The sequence below is a fragment of the Actinospineispora acaciae DSM 45401 genome (assembly GCF_000620785.1).
In the GTDB taxonomy this organism is placed as follows: Bacteria; Actinomycetota; Actinomycetes; order Mycobacteriales; family Pseudonocardiaceae; genus Pseudonocardia; species Pseudonocardia acaciae.
The window spans coordinates 1-15,070 of the sequence record NZ_JIAI01000005.1 but is presented as its reverse complement, the minus strand read 5'-3'; the positions used below and the strand labels follow the sequence as shown (position 1 = coordinate 15,070).

At 69.8% G+C, this 15,070-nt stretch carries 18 protein-coding genes; 4 read left to right on the top strand and 14 right to left on the bottom strand.

What is annotated here, in order from left to right; genetic code table 11:
• Positions 1-300: 300 nt before the first annotated feature.
• Both N912_RS0123055 and N912_RS54060 read right to left on the bottom strand, forming a co-directional pair.
• Positions 301-1,419, bottom strand: coding sequence for a DUF1996 domain-containing protein (locus N912_RS0123055; protein WP_064745367.1), 1,119 nt, complete (start codon positions 1,417-1,419; stop codon positions 301-303).
• 49 nt (positions 1,420-1,468) lie between these two features.
• Positions 1,469-2,017 (bottom strand): DUF4142 domain-containing protein, encoded by a 549-nt coding sequence (locus N912_RS54060; RefSeq protein WP_245645415.1) that lies wholly within the window; start codon positions 2,015-2,017, stop codon positions 1,469-1,471.
• Positions 2,018-2,346: 329 nt separating this feature from the next.
• Here N912_RS54060 and N912_RS0123045 point away from each other — a divergent pair, with 329 nt between their 5' ends.
• On the top strand, positions 2,347-3,030 hold the full coding sequence (locus tag N912_RS0123045) for a winged helix-turn-helix domain-containing protein (protein ID WP_051580663.1): 684 nt from the start codon (positions 2,347-2,349) through the stop codon (positions 3,028-3,030).
• Between the two features lie 103 nt (positions 3,031-3,133).
• Entirely contained in the window at positions 3,134-4,336 is a 1,203-nt protein-coding gene (locus N912_RS0123040) for an MFS transporter (RefSeq protein ID WP_211261355.1), read from the top strand.
• On the opposite strand, the gene N912_RS0123035 is transcribed toward N912_RS0123040, so the two are convergent.
• The 5 genes from N912_RS0123035 to N912_RS0123015 form a co-directional block, all read right to left on the bottom strand.
• Positions 4,329-5,270, bottom strand: a complete 942-nt coding sequence (locus N912_RS0123035; protein ID WP_028924240.1) for an acyl-CoA desaturase — start codon at positions 5,268-5,270, stop codon at positions 4,329-4,331. The genes N912_RS0123040 and N912_RS0123035 overlap by 8 nt on opposite strands.
• Before the next feature lie 167 nt (positions 5,271-5,437).
• Entirely contained in the window at positions 5,438-6,004 is a 567-nt protein-coding gene (locus N912_RS54055) for a methylated-DNA--[protein]-cysteine S-methyltransferase (RefSeq protein ID WP_051580662.1), read from the bottom strand.
• A gap of 39 nt (positions 6,005-6,043) precedes the next feature.
• On the bottom strand, positions 6,044-6,490 hold the full coding sequence (locus tag N912_RS0123025) for a DUF3887 domain-containing protein (RefSeq protein ID WP_028924239.1): 447 nt from the start codon (positions 6,488-6,490) through the stop codon (positions 6,044-6,046).
• 184 nt (positions 6,491-6,674) lie between these two features.
• Positions 6,675-7,025: a DoxX family protein gene (locus N912_RS0123020; RefSeq protein ID WP_028924238.1), complete on the bottom strand. Its 351-nt coding sequence runs from the start codon at positions 7,023-7,025 to the stop codon at positions 6,675-6,677.
• Between the two features lie 5 nt (positions 7,026-7,030).
• On the bottom strand, positions 7,031-7,336 hold the full coding sequence (locus N912_RS0123015) for a hypothetical protein (protein ID WP_028924237.1): 306 nt from the start codon (positions 7,334-7,336) through the stop codon (positions 7,031-7,033).
• 125 nt (positions 7,337-7,461) lie between these two features.
• On the opposite strand from N912_RS0123015, the gene N912_RS54050 reads away from it, so the two are divergent.
• Positions 7,462-7,968: a DUF4232 domain-containing protein gene (locus N912_RS54050; protein ID WP_156993925.1), complete on the top strand. Its 507-nt coding sequence runs from the start codon at positions 7,462-7,464 to the stop codon at positions 7,966-7,968.
• Between the two features lie 6 nt (positions 7,969-7,974).
• Here N912_RS54050 and N912_RS0123005 read toward each other — a convergent pair whose 3' ends face one another.
• The 6 genes from N912_RS0123005 to N912_RS54045 all read right to left on the bottom strand — a co-directional run bounded on the left by N912_RS0123005 (position 7,975) and on the right by N912_RS54045 (position 14,218).
• Positions 7,975-8,865 (bottom strand): SMP-30/gluconolactonase/LRE family protein, encoded by an 891-nt coding sequence (locus tag N912_RS0123005; RefSeq protein WP_028924236.1) that lies wholly within the window; start codon positions 8,863-8,865, stop codon positions 7,975-7,977.
• Positions 8,866-8,876: 11 nt separating this feature from the next.
• Complete coding sequence (locus tag N912_RS65235) at positions 8,877-9,083, bottom strand: Orn/Lys/Arg family decarboxylase (protein WP_028924235.1); 207 nt, start codon at positions 9,081-9,083, stop codon at positions 8,877-8,879.
• Positions 9,084-9,314: 231 nt separating this feature from the next.
• On the bottom strand, positions 9,315-10,157 hold the full coding sequence (locus N912_RS67070) for an SAVMC3_10250 family protein (protein WP_425415318.1): 843 nt from the start codon (positions 10,155-10,157) through the stop codon (positions 9,315-9,317).
• Between the two features lie 602 nt (positions 10,158-10,759).
• On the bottom strand, positions 10,760-11,425 hold the full coding sequence (gene msrA, locus N912_RS0122990) for a peptide-methionine (S)-S-oxide reductase MsrA (protein ID WP_028924234.1): 666 nt from the start codon (positions 11,423-11,425) through the stop codon (positions 10,760-10,762).
• 29 nt (positions 11,426-11,454) lie between these two features.
• Positions 11,455-13,104: a TM0106 family RecB-like putative nuclease gene (locus tag N912_RS0122985; RefSeq protein ID WP_028924233.1), complete on the bottom strand. Its 1,650-nt coding sequence runs from the start codon at positions 13,102-13,104 to the stop codon at positions 11,455-11,457.
• 46 nt (positions 13,105-13,150) lie between these two features.
• On the bottom strand, positions 13,151-14,218 hold the full coding sequence (locus N912_RS54045) for a homocysteine S-methyltransferase family protein (RefSeq protein WP_037066193.1): 1,068 nt from the start codon (positions 14,216-14,218) through the stop codon (positions 13,151-13,153).
• A 180-nt stretch (positions 14,219-14,398) separates the two neighbouring features.
• On the opposite strand from N912_RS54045, the gene N912_RS54040 reads away from it, so the two are divergent.
• Complete coding sequence (locus N912_RS54040; RefSeq protein ID WP_037066191.1) at positions 14,399-14,659, top strand: hypothetical protein; 261 nt, start codon at positions 14,399-14,401, stop codon at positions 14,657-14,659.
• A gap of 84 nt (positions 14,660-14,743) precedes the next feature.
• On the opposite strand, the gene N912_RS54035 is transcribed toward N912_RS54040, so the two are convergent.
• The coding region (locus N912_RS54035; RefSeq protein WP_037066189.1) for a glycine betaine ABC transporter substrate-binding protein at positions 14,744-15,070 on the bottom strand (327 nt) is incomplete at its 5' end.

The following is a 15,070-nucleotide window of genomic DNA, read 5'->3' as shown; positions in this document are numbered from 1 at the left end:
GTATGGAGTATATCTCGGCGTAGTTGTGAAACCGGATCTCGTGCCATTTTCGATCCAGTTCGATGACGAACCATTCCGCGTCCTGGTCGTACGACTGAGATGGTTCGGGCAATGCGATGCGGTGGTGTCTTAGGTCAGTAGAAATCGAATTCGGTCGCATCCCCGATAATGTCGTCGATCGATCTTTCTGGCCCATATCATTGAGCGTAACACAGAAAATTGAGCCCGTCGATTTGGAGCGAACGCGCCGGAGCGCGGTCCACCGATGTTGCTCGATGGACCGCGCTCGGCCAATTGGGGTTAACAGTTGCGACCGGAGTTGATGCAGTCGGCGGCCAGGTCGAGCACCTCCTTCGAGGCGATGTTCATGAAGTCGGCGTGGTCGGTCCGGGGGTCGTGCTGTTGATCAGGGAATGAGTCCAGCGCGAAGTTGCGCCCGGGCGGCGCGTCGTAGGCCAAGGTCATGCGCAGCTTCGGGATGGTCTTGAAGCCGCGCTTGCAGTCGCCGTCGTCGTCCGGGAACGCCATGTGCGCCCGGTGATCCTTCGAGTCGAGGTTCTTGCCGTCCCAACAGCTGGGGAACTCCAGGATTCGGACGATCTTGCTGCCGGACGGGCACAGCGGGTACTTGTCGGTAATTCGGTTCTCGAACCCGGTGCAGGTCCATTGCGCGTTGGCGTTCTTCTCGCCGTTCTTCTTGACCTGGGCGTCACCGGTGATGATCGACAGGTCGTCCGGCATGGGGTTCACCTTGCGGGTCGGGTTGCCGACGAACCGCATGTCGGCGGTCACCGGGCGCAGGATCCGCCCGAAGTTTCCGTCCCGGCCGCCGCCGTCCTTGTTCTCGTCGCCGCCGCTGCCTCGGGTGTCGCGCAGCACCGGCCAGAAGAACGTCGACTTGTTGTTCCGGTCACAGGTGGTGCCGGCCTCGTGCAGGCTGTCGTCGTCGGAGAACGCGTCGGTGGACAGGTTGCCCACGTAGTCGTGCACGTGCTGGGCGCCGTTGCGCTTGCCCGGCGTGACCATGAAGTTGTCCGAGTTGCGGTGGCCGTTGCCGTTGGTGCCGCAGTGCGCCACGAAGCTGCCGGTGGAGGCGTCGCGCTCGTTGCGCGGCCGGTCGTCGTCCGGCCTCACGTTGCGGATGTCCACGAAGTCGTCGTCATCCGGCGGCTCCGCCTTGTCCCGGCCGGGGAACTCGTCGTCGTCGTCCTTCTTCTTGTCACGCTTGCGCCGGTCGTCGTCGTTGCGATCGTCGTCATCGCTGCTGCCCCGGTCGGCCTTGCTTGACGACTTGCCGTCGCTGTCGTGGGCGAGTGCGGATCCGGTGGTCAGCACCAGGCCCGCGCCGACGAGCGCGACCACGATCAGCGCGAGCAGCCGGGTTGGTCGGGGGAGTCGATGTCGTCCGGGTGGTGCCATTACGTGCCTTCTCTCTGTGGGGGAGCGGTTGCGGACGGGGTCCGGCGGCTCAGCCGGCGGGGGCCCGGTCGAGCTGCCACAGGTGCCTGTCGAGCATCGCGGCGGCCTGGTCGGCGAGCCGGCGGACCTGCTCGTCGGTGGACTCCGTCCTGGCGCGGTCGATCACCGCGCGGGTCGTGGTGCAGCCCGACCGGAGCCGGCTCACCGCGACCCGGTCGTAGCCGGCGCCCGAGCTGCCCGAGATCCGGGCGGACCAGGCCTGCTGCTGTCCGGTCGGTTGGCTGGGCAGGGCCACGCCCAGCCGGTCGGCCACCGCGCGGACCTGGTCGGACAGCGAGTCCAGGTCGGTGGCCAGGGAGCCGCCCATTTCGCGCACGCCGGGGTCGGCGGCCATCTGCCGTACCTGCTGGCCGACCGGGACCGCGAACAGGCCGAACTGCCGCAGGGTCACCAGCAGCGCCCGGTCGGTCTCGGCGACCGGACGGTCGGCGCGCGGCGGAGTACCGTCGGCGCCGGCCGTCGGTTGGCCCGGGGTGGACGGGCCCGACATCCAGGTCGGCACGGCCACGACGAGCCCGGTGAGCACCGCGAGCAACATGGTCACGCGCGGTAACGGGGGTGTGTCGGGGAGCACGGGGGAAGGGGCCTTTCTGCGATACGCGTCGCTGGATCGGTGGATCGCTGGGGAGCGAGGGAGCGCACGCACGGTAAGGAGCTTCGGGCGCCCAGGTTGCGCAAGATGAGAGCGAGACAAACCCGATGGTCGGCGTGCCGCGCCCAACCGCGGCCTACTAGTCCGGTCGCATGGCGGCATTGCTCCGGCTGCCCGATAGCCGACTCAGAAAGCCCCGGTAAACGCTGGTCCGGCCGGGTATTCCGCCCGCTCGTCGATTGTCAGGCCGCGCACGGCGCGGAACTCTGGGCCAAGTGCAGCAACCACGAGCCCTCACGTTCCGGCGTTATCGCGTCCTGCTGGCGGTGCCTGCGGACCGGTCCACCGGGCCGCTGCTGCGCACCCTGCGCTCGCACGGATACGACGCCACGGTGATGCACGACGGCACCCGGGTGCTGGACACCGTACAGTCCGGCCGGTTCGCCGCCGTGGTGCTCGAGGTCGGGCTGCCGGGGCTGGACACCGCCGCCGTGCTCGCCGGCCTGGCCCGGCTGGCCTCGGACACGCCGGTGATCGCGCTGACCCCCCGCGAGCAGCGCGACCAGGTGCTGGCCGGGCTGCGCGGCGGCCAGGACGACTACCTGCTCACCCCGTTCAGCGTGGACGAGCTGATCGCCCGGCTGCGGCTGCGGATGCGCGAGGAGCAGCCGGCCGAGCGCGCGGTCGCCCGCCGCGGCGACATCACCGTGGACACCGCGCTCGGCCTGGTCAGCGTGGACGGCCAGCTCGTGACCCTGACCCCGACCGAGTTCGCCCTGCTCACCATCCTGATCAGCCACCCCGACCAGGCCATGTCCCGGGAGAAGCTCACGACCATGCTCTGGCGCGACCCGCCGTCCTCCAACGTCGTCGAGGTCTACATCGGCTACCTACGCCGCAAGCTGGGCTCCGACCGCATCCGCACCGTCCGAGGCGTCGGGTACGTGCTCGAAGAATGACCCGCGAGTCGGGGCTCTTGGCACACTGAGTCGCGCGTTTCAGCACACTCGTGAGCGCGAAACCCAGGGGTGTGTCGGCTCGGCAGCGGTCATGCTGTGAGCCGTGCTCACGTTGATCCGGACCCACGGGGACTTCCGCGTGCTGTGGACGGCTCGCACGGCGTCCTTCCTCGGTGACTCGCTGAGCCTGGTCGCCCTGCTCCTCCACGTCGCCGACCGGACCGGCCAGGCCGTCGCGGTGGCCGCGCTGCTGGTGTTCGGCGAGGTGCTGCCGGCGCTGCTCGCCCCGGCCGCCGGCGCACTGAGCGACCGGTTCGACCCGCGCCGGATCATGATCGGCTGCGAGCTGGTTCAGGCCGCGCTGACGGTGCTCATCGCGCTGTGGCTGCCCGGGCTGCCGGTGTTGCTCGCGCTGGTCGCGGCCCGGGCGCTGGCCGCGCAGGCGTTCGCGCCCGCGTCCCGCACGGCGGTGGGCGCGCTGGTGGAGGGGCCGAGGCTGCCGGTGGCGAACGCGGCGGTCGGTTTGGGTACGAACGGTGCCGAGGCGCTCGGGCCGCTGGTCGCCGCGGCGCTGCTGCCGTGGCTGGGGATCCGGGGCGTGCTGGTGGTCGACGCCGCCACGTTCCTGGTGTCGGCCGTGCTGTTGTGCCGGTTGCCCGCGCTGCGCCACGCCGACACCGGCGCCGGGGCGGACGGATCGAAGGACAGCGTCTGGGCGGGGCTGGCGTACCTGCGGCGGGCCCGGATCGCGCGGGCGGCGGTGCTCGGCACGTTCGTGGTGATCGCGTGCAACGGCATCGACGACGTGGCCCTGGTCTTCCTCACCCAGCGCGACCTGGGCGGAGGGGACGCGGCGGTGGCGGTGCTGCTCAGCGCGGTCGGACTGGGGCTGCTGGCGGGCTACTGGCTGCTCGGGCGGCTCACCGGCGCGCGGGCCGGGGTGTCCATGGCGGTGTTGATGGTCGGCGGTTTCGCGGTGAGCAGCGCCGGCAACCTGCTGACCGGGCTGAGCTGGGCGGTCGCCGTGGCGTTCGGGCTGCAGGCGATACGGGGCGTGGGCATCGCGGCCATGGACGTGGGCGCCACCACCCTGCTGCAGCGCCACGTGCCCGCGCAGCTGCAGGGGCGGGTGTTCGGGGCGTTCTACGGCTGCATCGGGCTGGCCGCCGGGCTGTCCTACCTGGGCGGCGCGCTGCTGCTGGACGCCACCTCGCCCCGGACGACGTTCCTGGTGGCCGGCGCGGCGGGGCTGGTGGCCTCGGTGGTCACCGCCGTGTCGCTGCGCCGGCCACGCCCGGCTAGCTGACCCGCTTCGACGCCAGCCGCTGCTCGGACGGCCAGCGCACGTCGTAGGCCCAGCCCAGCTTCTCGAACCAGCGGATCACCCGGGCGCTCGGGTCCAGCTGCCCGCGCAGGGCGCCGTGCCGGGCGCAGGTCGGGTCGGCGTGGTGCAGGTTGTGCCAGGACTCGCCGAACGACGGGATGGCCAGCCACCACACGTTGCGGGACTTGTCGCGCACGGTGAACTGCTTCTCGCCGAACACGTGGCACACCGAGTTGATCGACCAGGTGACGTGGTGCAGCAGCGAGACCCGCACCAGGCTGGCCCAGAAGAACGCGGTCAGCGCGCCGAACCAGGACCAGGTCACCAGGCCGCCGATCAGCGGCGGGAGCAGCATCGACGCGGCCACCAGCCAGGTGAAGTGGCGGTGCATCGGCTCGATGTCGCGGTCCGCGACCAGGTCGGGGGCGTAGCGCTTGCGGTTGGTGCGCTCGTTGCTGAACAGCCAGCCGACGTGGGCGAAGAACAGGCCCTTGGTCAGCGCCTTCCAGTCGTTGCCGAAGCGCCACGGCGAGTGCGGGTCGCCGGCCGCGTCGGAGTACTTGTGGTGGCGGCGGTGGGTGGCCACCCAGTCGATGATGGTCATCTCCAGGGACAGGCTGCCGGCGAGCCCGAGCGCGATCCGCAGCGGCCGCTTCGCCTTGAACGAGCCGTGCGTGAAGTAGCGGTGGAAGCCGACGGTGACGCCCAGCCCGGACACGATGTAGAACACCGCGAAGATCGCGACGTCGACCCAGCCGAGCCAGCCGGCGGCCCAGGCCAGCGGCACCGCGGCGAGCACGGCGAGGAACGGGACGACCACGAACACCACCAGCAGGACGCGTTCCAGCGCGCTCTTCGGTTCGGGCTCGATCTCCGGTTGCGCCGTCTTCGCCGGACTGGATGGGGCTGTGGTCATGGGATTCCTCTGCTCAGGGGGATCGAGGACCGGGCGTTGTAAGGACGAACAGGGTGCCCAGGGAGTTCCGCGACTCCACGCTACTAAGGCTCGCCTAAGTTCGAGAGTCTAGAAGGGTCGACGGGGCTGGACAATGACTATGCGTCCGCGCTCACGTCCGCTCTCCGTCAACTCCAGGCCAGGTCCAGCGCGGGCGGCAGCGCGCCCTCCAGCTCGAGCAGCCAGCGCTTGGCAGCCAGCCCGCCGCCGAAGCCGCCCAGCCCGTCCGAGGCGAGCACCCGGTGGCACGGCACGATCACCGGAACGGGGTTCGAGCCCATGATCGAGCCGACCCGGCGGGCGGCGTGCCCCAGGTGGTCCGTGTGGTACGCGCCACTGCGGGTGGCCAGCTTGCCGTAGGTGATCGTCTCGCCGTAGCCGACCTCGCGGTAGAGCGTGGTGAGCACGGCGTGCTGGTCGCCGGAGGTGAGCCGCCAGTCGATCGGCAGCTCGAAGGCGCGCCGCCGCCCGGCCAGGTACTCGGACAGCTCCTCGGCCGCGGCGGCGGCAAAGACGTCGTCGCGCTCCGCGTCGACCTCCAGCCAGCGAGCCGCGTCGGCGACCTTCCGGCGGGCGCCGTCGCCCGCGCCGAAGCACACCAGCGCGACGCCCGCCTCGGTCACCCCGACGGTGAGCACGTCGACCGGTCGCGGAGCCGACGAGGGCGCAGCGACGGTGGTCCACCCGAACCGCATGCCACCATTGTGACCGTCGCCCTCAGGCCACGACCAGCCTCAGGCGTTCAGGAGATAGATCCCGGCGATGCGGCCGTCGGGGTGGAAGGTGATCTGGAACTGTCCGCGCTGGCTCGACATGTTCAGCGGCACGTTGACCACGGACATCTCGCCTCGCGGAGCAACCACGGGCTCGCCGTGTGACCGATAGCTCCCGTGCGCTCGCTGGAAGTCCGCCCACGTCCTCGCCAGGACATCGGTGTTGAGCTGTCGCCGCAGGTTCGGGTCGAGGGCACCGACAACGGCGCCATAGTTGCCGACCACGATGCTGCCGAGGTGCCCGAGGGCGAGCTGTCCGGCGCCGACCGGAGCCAGCGCCGCCGGCTGGGCGGCTTCGGCCTGGCCTGCCGGCACGGACACGCTCAGCGCAACGCTCGCGCCGAGCGCGACGCCCAGGCCCAGCGCGGCCGCAACCGAACGGCGTGCGAGCAGCTTCGTGCTTGCCATGGTCCTTCTCCTGGAGTAGACGGCCCCCCGACCCCTGCTTGGAGCTGAAGAATCGAACCCCTGATCTGCTCGATACAAGCGAGTCGCGTAGCCCCAATGCGTCCGGCCGGCATCGGCCATGACGCGGCGCGACCCTAACAAGCGATCGTTGATGGCGCAGGGCGTGCGCCTGGGGCCGCCGCCCTCAGGCCACGACCAGCCGCAGCGCCAGCGAGCCCGCCGCCAACAGGAGGAACGGCGCCGGGAACCGGACGTGCGAGTACCACCGGGCTCGCACCACCGTCAGCACGGCGCCGACGAAGTACGCCACGAGCCCGGCCGAGGCCGCGAGTCCGAGGAACGGCACCCAGATTCCGGCCAACAACCCGAGCGCCCCGGCCGCCTTTACCACCCCCAACGGAAGAATCCAGGAATGCGGCACTCCGTACCTGGTCATGTTCGCGAGCACCCACTCGGAGCGAGCGAAGTCGACGGCCGCCGCGACGGCGTTGATCGCGGCGGCGGCGACGGTCACGATGACGTACGCGACAAACACCCGTGCTACCCCGAGATCCCGTACGCGCCGAGGACGTCCAGCCGCTGAGCAGCCGGTTTCCCGTCGACCGACCAGCCCTCGAGGCCCTGCTGGAACCGTCGTGCCTCCGCGATGGCGGGCAGCGGGTTGTCCACCCCGTCTTCGAGCTCCAGCACGCCCACGAAGGTCACGCCGTCGGGCAGCTTTCCCAATGTGTAACGAATTCCGGCCGGCTGGGCATCGTGGATCGCGGCCATCATCTCGTCGATCCGCGTCTCGACGTCCGTGACGTCGTCCTGGTTGGCGGTGAAACGGAGAACAAGGACGCTCATGGCGTTACTCCCTTTTCTTGTCGAACGTTCTCGCCCTTTCCGACGGATGACGGACCGGAAAGGTGACCGGTACGATCGCGGAGGGGTCGCCCGGAGGGCGCGGCCACGGCGCGGGGAGGCACCCGATGCGTTGGTGCCGGTTCGGACGCGGGCTGGTCGCGCTGGCGCTCGGCCTCGGGTTGCTCGGCTGGGCGCCCGCCGAGCAGCCCCCGGTGACGTGCACGGCGTCGACCCTGTCGGTCACCTTGGGGCCGGGCGAGGGCGCCGCCGGCACCACGTACGCGCCGCTGCGGTTCACTAACACCGGCGCGCGGGCCTGCGTGACCCAGGGCTTCCCCGGCGTCTCCTACCTGACCGAGGACGGCGGCGCCCAGATCGGTCGGGCCGCGCTGCGGGAGGGCGCCCCCGGCGGGACCGTCACCCTCGCTCCCGGCGCGGTGGCCTCGGCGGCGCTGGCCATGGTGCGGGTGGAGAACTACGACCCGGTGGTGTGCCGGCCGACGCCGGTGCGGGGCCTGCGGGTGTACCCGCCGGGCCAGCGGGTTTCCGTCTTCGTGCCGTACGACGCCACCGTGTGCGCCGGCAACCTACCCAGCCAGCAGCTGCGCATCGCCACGATCAAGGCGGCGTGACGGGAGCTACCCCAGGTCGAGGCGCACCAGTTTCGCCGGCTGGGTCAAGCCGTCCAGCGGCATGACGACCCCGCCCGTGGTGGTCACGTAGAGCCCGCCGTCGGTCCCGAACGCGCAGGCCGTGGACCCTGCCATGCCCTGGTCCCGACCGGCGACCGCCACCCGCTCCCCGTTCGCGCCGAGCCTGATCACCGTGTTGTGGATGTGGGTGGTGATGTAAAGGTCGCCGTTCCCGGCCACCGCCAGGTCGTCGCCGCGCAGGTTCTCGGCGATCACCTCGACCACGCCGGTCGGCCCGTGCGCACCGAGCGGTGCCCGCAGGACCCGCGCGCTCTCGGTGTTGGTGAGCACGAGCTCGTCCTCGCGCACGGCGATGCCGTTCACGGCGGGCATGCCCGGCATCTCGGTGCGCTTGGCCAGCAGTTCGTGCTCCAGCACCACCCGAAACCCCGGCTGGTCCAGGTCGATCTCGACGATGCGACCGAGCACGGAGTCCACCGCATACGCCGTACCGCCGCCGACCACGGCGAACCCGTTCAGGAACTTCGCGTCCGGCACCGCCACCCACTCGGCCGCCCGCCCGTCCGGCCCGACCCTGACGACCTGGTACGGCCCGGTCTCAGGGACGCCGGCGAGCACGAAGTAGTCCTCACCGCGCACCACGACCCCGGCCGGTGGCGCCGGCGTCGCGGCCAGCACCCGCCGGGCACCCTCGGGCGAGACGACCTGCAGCTCGCCGGCGGTCAGCACGGACACCAGCAGCTCGCCGGTGCTCAGCGCGGCGAGGTTCTCCACGAACGTCCCGACCGGCCAGGTAGTGACCACCGTGCTCGGCACCGGCTCCAACGGGGGCGGATCGTGCCGGCCCAGCTCTTGCGGCAACTCCGGCTCGCTCACGGCGGAGATAATTACACAGTTACAGTCCGGCCACCAGACCCTTGACCGGCGAGCGCCCGCTCGGTGAGGACGCGGTAGCCGAGGTCGGCCCGGTAGCCGTGCACCTCGGGGGTGTCCAGGCTGGACATGTAGTCCAGGATCTCGGTGCTGAAGCACTGCCCGGGCACCAGCACCGGGAAGCCCGGAGGGTACGGCGTCACGAAGGTCGCGGACACCACGTCGTGGCTCGCGCGGGCTGTAGCCGATCACCCGCTGGTCGAGCTCGCGCACGATCTCCACCAGGACCTCGATGAGGTGGGCCACCGAGCTGCGGGCGGTGCCGATGGGGGTCATGAACAGCACCGTGTTGCGGGAGGTCTTGTTGACCTGCACCCCGTAACGGTCCATCAGGTGGTCGCGCTTGACGGTGTCGCTGTCGATGCCCGTGTCGAGGCGGCTGAACGCGAGGGTTACTCCGGCGGAACGTAGTACCTGTTGCGGTCATGCGGAGCGAGGTCAGGGCTCCACTTCCATATGGATTGGCCGTAGCGGCGGCAGAGATCGCGATGAAGCCGCAGTCTTGTAATCCAGCTTGTCGACTTCCTCGATGCGTCCTGGACATACAAGGGAGTGGCTACCACTAGGCGGGGAAAAGTCGTCCTATCATCGAAGCTGAGATCTACGCGCGCCAACCCTTGAACGCGTGCTCGATGAATAGGTGCATGGTGCCTGGCGATGACGTCGAACACCCATCGTGCCACCACCTCCCGGCGGTTTGCGCTGCACACGGTGAGGGCGTGTTGGTCCAGGTCTGGCGGGATCCCAGTCTCGCCGCCTTTGTCCGAATGGTTGATCTTCAGGATTAGGCTGTGGAGCCAACCTGTCCCTGAGCCCATCCTTCCGGCAGTTGCGGTCTTCTTAAGTAGATGCTCTGTAGATCCACACAACATGAGATCCACGGGAGCTCTACTGTGGGTGTGCTCGCTCGGCATGGAGCCAAAGAACAACAATACATCGTCGAGGTCAGGAAGATCTCCATCCTCGTGAGAGGTGCTCCATCCCATCCTGAGATCGAAATAGATCCAGTCTCCCGTTCGAAGGTCGGGAGCGTAGAAATACGATGCATGGCGTTTGATCTGTTGGCGTACTTGGCGCAGCCTGTGTAGCTCCGCATCGGTCGGGCTTCGCGCTGCGGGAGAGCCCATTTCCACTGACGCCACTTCAAGATTAACCCCAACCTTCACGGTCGGCAGGAGCCTTGGCGGGTGTTCAGGAAAGAAAGCATTCAATCGCGGTCGAGAGAAGTAGATCATGTTGACCAGTCGCATATTGCTCCTGCTTTCCAGGGCTGCTGCCGATTGGTGTCTACTGTCGCAATTTCTACCTTTCCCACACTATCGTCTGTGATCGACTGGGTGACGGCGTCGGCGCACTCGTCCTTGTTGGGCGCGCTGTTGATCTGCCATTCGGCGAGGTTTGCGCCTGCCTCGGTGCTGAGAAAACCCGGAAATGACTACTGAGATTCTTGCCTTCCAGATAGCGAAGAGTTCGGAAGTCGAGGTTGTATGAGCCCCAATCGATCTGACCCACAAAATACACCGAAGGCTCAGCCGCGGGCTGGGCCCGCGATGGCTAGGAACCACGTGCGGCGAAGTCTGCGAGGTCGCAGCCGGAGGGCGGACGGTCACCTTGATTGTTGGAGAGGAAGCGCTCGGCGTGGGTTCGGGCGTGCTAGCTCGCCCGGCGAAGAAGCCCGCGCCCGTGAGAGCAACGATCAGTCCGCTGATGGCCGTTGTCCATAGGGGTCCTAGCTCACGACGACCCTTCTTCGACTGTCGTCCCCCCACGTTCACGGCGCTCGATCATATGGAGTTCGCCCGTGCGGCGGGTCAACTTGCGAACTTTGATGACGGTTCTAGCCTCCGGCCGCCTCAATCCCCGTGCCGATGGGGCAGGTTACGCCGGTGCCGCCTAGGCCGCAGTAGCCGTTGGGGACCTTGGCGAGGTACTGCTGGTGGTAGTCCTCGGCGTAGTAGAACTCGCGCAGCGGGGCGATCTCGGTGGTGATTTTGCCGCGGCCGGCGGCGGTGAGGGCGCGCTGGTAGGCGTCGCGGGTGGACTCGGCGGCGGCGCGCTGGGTGTCGTCGGCGTAGTAGATGGCCGAGCGGTACTGGGTGCCGATGTCGTTGCCCTGGCGCATGCCCTGGGTCGGGTCGTGGCCTTCCCAGAACAGTTTGAGCACGGTGTCCAGGGGGATCCGGGCCGGGTCGAAGACCACGAGGACGGCCTCGGTGTGGCCGGTCAGGCCCGAGCAGACCTCCTCGTAGGTGGGGTTCGGGGTGTGCCCGCCGGCGTAGCCGACGGCGGTGGAGTACACGCCCTCGGCCTGCCAGAATCCGCGCTCGGCGCCCCAGAAGCAGCCCATCCCGACCACCAGGGTGGCCAGGCCGTCGGGGAACGGCGGCTGGATCCGGTGGTCGTTGACGTAGTGCCGCTCCGGCACCGCCAGCGGGTCCGGCCTGCCCGGCAGCGCCTGCTCGGCGTCGACCGGCCTCGTCTTGTCACGCCCAAACCACGCCATACCGCGAGGTTACGCCCATTCGGGGGCGGTCACAGCTCGGCGGCGAGGGGGATATCGGCAAGGCCGGGCGAGCACATCCACTCGCGCAGGGTGAGCGTGGCGTGCACGTCGTCGGAGTTGTAGCGCAGCAGCCGGTCGCGCTGGCCGGGGTCGGGGGGCTCGCCGTCCATCCCGACGGCCGCGCGGTACCAGCGCATCGAGTTCTCGCCGCTGGCGTCCGGGTCGTGCCAGGTGAACCCGGCGGCCGGCGCGATGCGTTTGAGCCCCTTGCCGTGCGCGCACAGGAACCACTCGCTGACCACGGCGAACAGGTCGATCCAGGCGTCGGAGGTGATGAACTCGATGACCTCGGCGCGGCTCGGGATGCCCGGGTGGCCGGCGAACCTGTCGGCCGAGGCGAGCAGCCAGCGGTTCTCCGCCTGCTCGTTGTAGCAGTACGCGGCGAAGCTCAGGCCGAGCTCGGCGCAGCGCGCCCGCAGCTCGCGCAGCCAGCCCCAGAACTCGGCGAACGAGCGCGCCTCGTCGGCGGTGGGCAGTGGCTCCCAGGTGGCGAACGCGCGGTAGCCGACGGGGACACCGAGGTCGACCCCGGACGGCGTGGAAAGGAGGCAGCCCCACATGTAGGCGCCGGACTCGCTGAAGCTCTCCATGTCCACGTCAAGCTCGACGTCCGCGCGCGGCACCTTGACCTCCGCGACGCGCCGGACCAGCGGAAGCCCGCGCTGGAACGCCCTGGCCAGGACCACCGCGTCGGCGAACGGCATGCCGCCTAGCGGTACCGGCGGTTCCCCGGCCGGATCGAGCGCGGCGAGTTGGGCCACGGTGCCGACGCCGGCCGCGCGCAGGGCCATCGCGTCCTCGCCGCGCAGCACCAGGCTGACGTCGCGGCGGTCGGCCAGCACCGCCTCGCAGGTCGGCCACCAGGGGCAGCGGCGGCACTCGGTGATCCGGGACGGCTCGGCAAGCGCGGGCTCGCCGGCCGCCGCGGCGGTGGCCACCGCGACCCGGTCGGCAAAGCGCGCGTCGTACTCCTGGAGGGTGTCGTGGCCGCCGGGCCAGGTCGGCGCGGACAGGTCGTGCCAGAGCACCACGTCGGCGTCCAGGCCGATCACGCCGCCCAGCGCGGGACCGGCGGTGGCGTGGCCGATGGACTCCAACATCCTGGTCAGGTGCGCGAGCCGTAGCTGGTCACGGGACTGCGAGCGGGGACGCCTGGCCGGGTCGGGGGCGGCCAGCTCCACCTTCGGCAGGCCGAACGGGCCGGTCAGCGCGCCGGCGCCGGGGTCGGTCACCCGGTGCCGGACCACGATCACCGGGCGGTATCCGCCGTCCTCGGCGCGGACCAGGAGGTCGGCCTCGCCGGTGCGGGCGCCGTCGACCGGGAGCACGGCGTTCCAGACGTAGCGCGCGCCGGACGCCAGCGCAGCCGAGGTGGCCCGCTCGCGCTCGTGCACCGAACCGTCCGGGGTGGCCACCCAGTCAGCACCGGCCAGCGCGGCCAGCCGGGCGCCGATCTCGGCGCGGTGCGCGGTCGCGTCGGCCCTGCGCTGTTCGAGGGCAGGGTCGGGCTCGGCGCGCGGGCCGTGCGCGGCGGACGGGTCGTGGTCGAGGTGCACCCGGCGGCGGCAGCGGACCACCGACGACGCGTCCAGCGCCACCCGTCCCGCAATCACCGCCATACGAGCAGAGTAGAGACTCCCCCCGACAGAACGGCGTTCAGTACATCTAGTGATCACTCGCTTGTGTCGAGAACCGCCGTCCGTACTCCAGGTTGTGCCGGCGCAGCTCGGTCGAGGTGCCGAAGTAGACGTGCCGGGACATGTCCTCGGAGTACCGGCTCGCGCCCGGCCGCCGACCCAGCGCCTCGGCCATCGCGCGCAGGTGGTGCGGTGCCGCGCCGCAGCACAGGCCCAGGTAGCGCACCCCGAGCTCGGCGGCGGCCTCGGTGAACTCGGCGATCTCGTACCGGTTGCAGGTGAACGGGTCCAGCGCGGTCGGGAAGGCCCGCTCGGAGCCGCTCGCCGGGTCGCGCAGCGACTGCATGGTGGGCTGCTCGTTCGTGGTCCGGTACGGCACCGGCAGCGCGGCCACCGGCACGGACACCGCCGCGACCAGCGAACCCAGCAGCGGCAGCATGGTGGCGGGCCCGCGCGCGCAGTTCACCCCGACCACGTCGGCGCCCTCGTCCTCCAGCCGGCGGCAGGCGTCGATCAGCGAGAAGCCGTCCCGGGTGCGCGGCTCCTGGTGCACCGCCAGCGTGACCACCGAGGGCAGCCCGGTGGCCCTGATCGACGCCAGCGCCAGCGATGCCTCCTCCAGGTAGCTGAAGGTCTCGCCGACCACGAAGTCCACCCCGGCCTCGACGGCCCACCCGATCTGCTCGTCGAACATCTCCCGCACCTGGGCGGCGGTTGCCGGGTCGGCGGGGTCGAACATCGTGCTGTTGCAGACGTTGCCGGCCAGCAGCGTGCCGGTCTCCCTGGCCACCTGCGCGGCCAGCCGCAGCGCCTGCCGGTTCATCGGCTCCAGCAGGTCCAGCTGGCCGATCACCCGCAGCTTCTCCCGGTGCGCGTAGTACGTGAACGCCTCGACCACGTCCGAGCCGGCGTGCACGAACTCCCGGTGCAGCGTGCTGACCTCCTCGGGATGCTCCAGCACCACCTCCGGGACGAACCCGCCCGCCTGCAGGTAACCGCGGCGTTCCAGCTCGAACAGGTAGCCCTCGCCGCAGATCACGGGCCCGGTGGCGAGCCGCTCCAGCAGCCCGGCGGTCAGGGTGGACGTCTCGGACATAAACCGCCCTCTCGCTTTGGGAGTCAAGAATTGCCCAGACGGCAATGGAGTATCCGAATTGCACCGCGAAACTAACACGCCGGGCGGGTCCGCGACAACGAATTCGCGACAGCAAACGATGTATGTCGAACGGCCCCTCGGATGCGGCGGCGCCAGCCACCATGCCGCCATGGAGCACCGATGATCCGTCCGGACGGCAACGGCCGAATCGAGATCCGCAACGGCGTGGACACCGACCACGACGGCCACCCCGACACCATGGTGTTGCCGGTCCGCGACGAGCTGGCGCTGGTCGTCGACCTAGACCGGGACAACCTCGCCGACCTGCTCGTCCGTATCGGGGCCGACGGCTCCGACACGACGATCGACCTTCACGACGACCCGAACGGCTGGCTGGCCACCGATCCGGACGCGGACGCCTGCTACGAGGACTGGCTATGACCTCGCATCGGCCCTGGTCAGAACCCGTGAGTGGTAAGCGGTGCTATGACACCGCTAACCACTCACGGCCGGTGACCAGGGGCGTCAGCGGATGAAGCCGTTGGCGCGGAGGAAGTCGGCGGCGGTTTGGTCGGCGCTGCGGCCTTCCAGGTCGACCTTGCCGTTCAGCTCGATCATGGCGGGTTCGGTGAGTTTGGCGCCGAGCATGGTGGCGAGCTTGGCGAGGTCGGGGTGTTGTTGGTAGGTCTCGTCGCGCATGACCAGGCCGGCGAGTTGGCTGAGGAAGAAGTTCTTGTCGTCGGCGAGGACGGTGAGGTTGAGGCTCTTGAGGCGGGCGTCGGTGGTGAACACCTCGGCGAAGTTGCATGGGCTGGACTTGGCGACGTTCACGAAGTTCAGCGCGAACGCGTT

Coding starts and splice junctions, on each gene's coding strand:
- N912_RS0123055 (WP_064745367.1), bottom strand. CDS start 1,419: ATGGCACCACCCGGACGACATCGACTCCCCCGACCAACCCGGCTGCTC.
- N912_RS54060 (WP_245645415.1), bottom strand. CDS start 2,017: ATGTTGCTCGCGGTGCTCACCGGGCTCGTCGTGGCCGTGCCGACCTGG.
- N912_RS0123035 (WP_028924240.1), bottom strand. CDS start 5,270: ATGACCACAGCCCCATCCAGTCCGGCGAAGACGGCGCAACCGGAGATC.
- N912_RS54055 (WP_051580662.1), bottom strand. CDS start 6,004: ATGCGGTTCGGGTGGACCACCGTCGCTGCGCCCTCGTCGGCTCCGCGA.
- N912_RS0123025 (WP_028924239.1), bottom strand. CDS start 6,490: ATGGCAAGCACGAAGCTGCTCGCACGCCGTTCGGTTGCGGCCGCGCTG.
- N912_RS0123015 (WP_028924237.1), bottom strand. CDS start 7,336: ATGAGCGTCCTTGTTCTCCGTTTCACCGCCAACCAGGACGACGTCACG.
- N912_RS54050 (WP_156993925.1), top strand. CDS start 7,462: ATGCGTTGGTGCCGGTTCGGACGCGGGCTGGTCGCGCTGGCGCTCGGC.
- N912_RS67070 (WP_425415318.1), bottom strand. CDS start 10,157: ATGATCTACTTCTCTCGACCGCGATTGAATGCTTTCTTTCCTGAACAC.
- msrA (WP_028924234.1), bottom strand. CDS start 11,425: ATGGCGTGGTTTGGGCGTGACAAGACGAGGCCGGTCGACGCCGAGCAG.
- N912_RS0122985 (WP_028924233.1), bottom strand. CDS start 13,104: ATGGCGGTGATTGCGGGACGGGTGGCGCTGGACGCGTCGTCGGTGGTC.
- N912_RS54045 (WP_037066193.1), bottom strand. CDS start 14,218: ATGTCCGAGACGTCCACCCTGACCGCCGGGCTGCTGGAGCGGCTCGCC.
- N912_RS54040 (WP_037066191.1), top strand. CDS start 14,399: ATGATCCGTCCGGACGGCAACGGCCGAATCGAGATCCGCAACGGCGTG.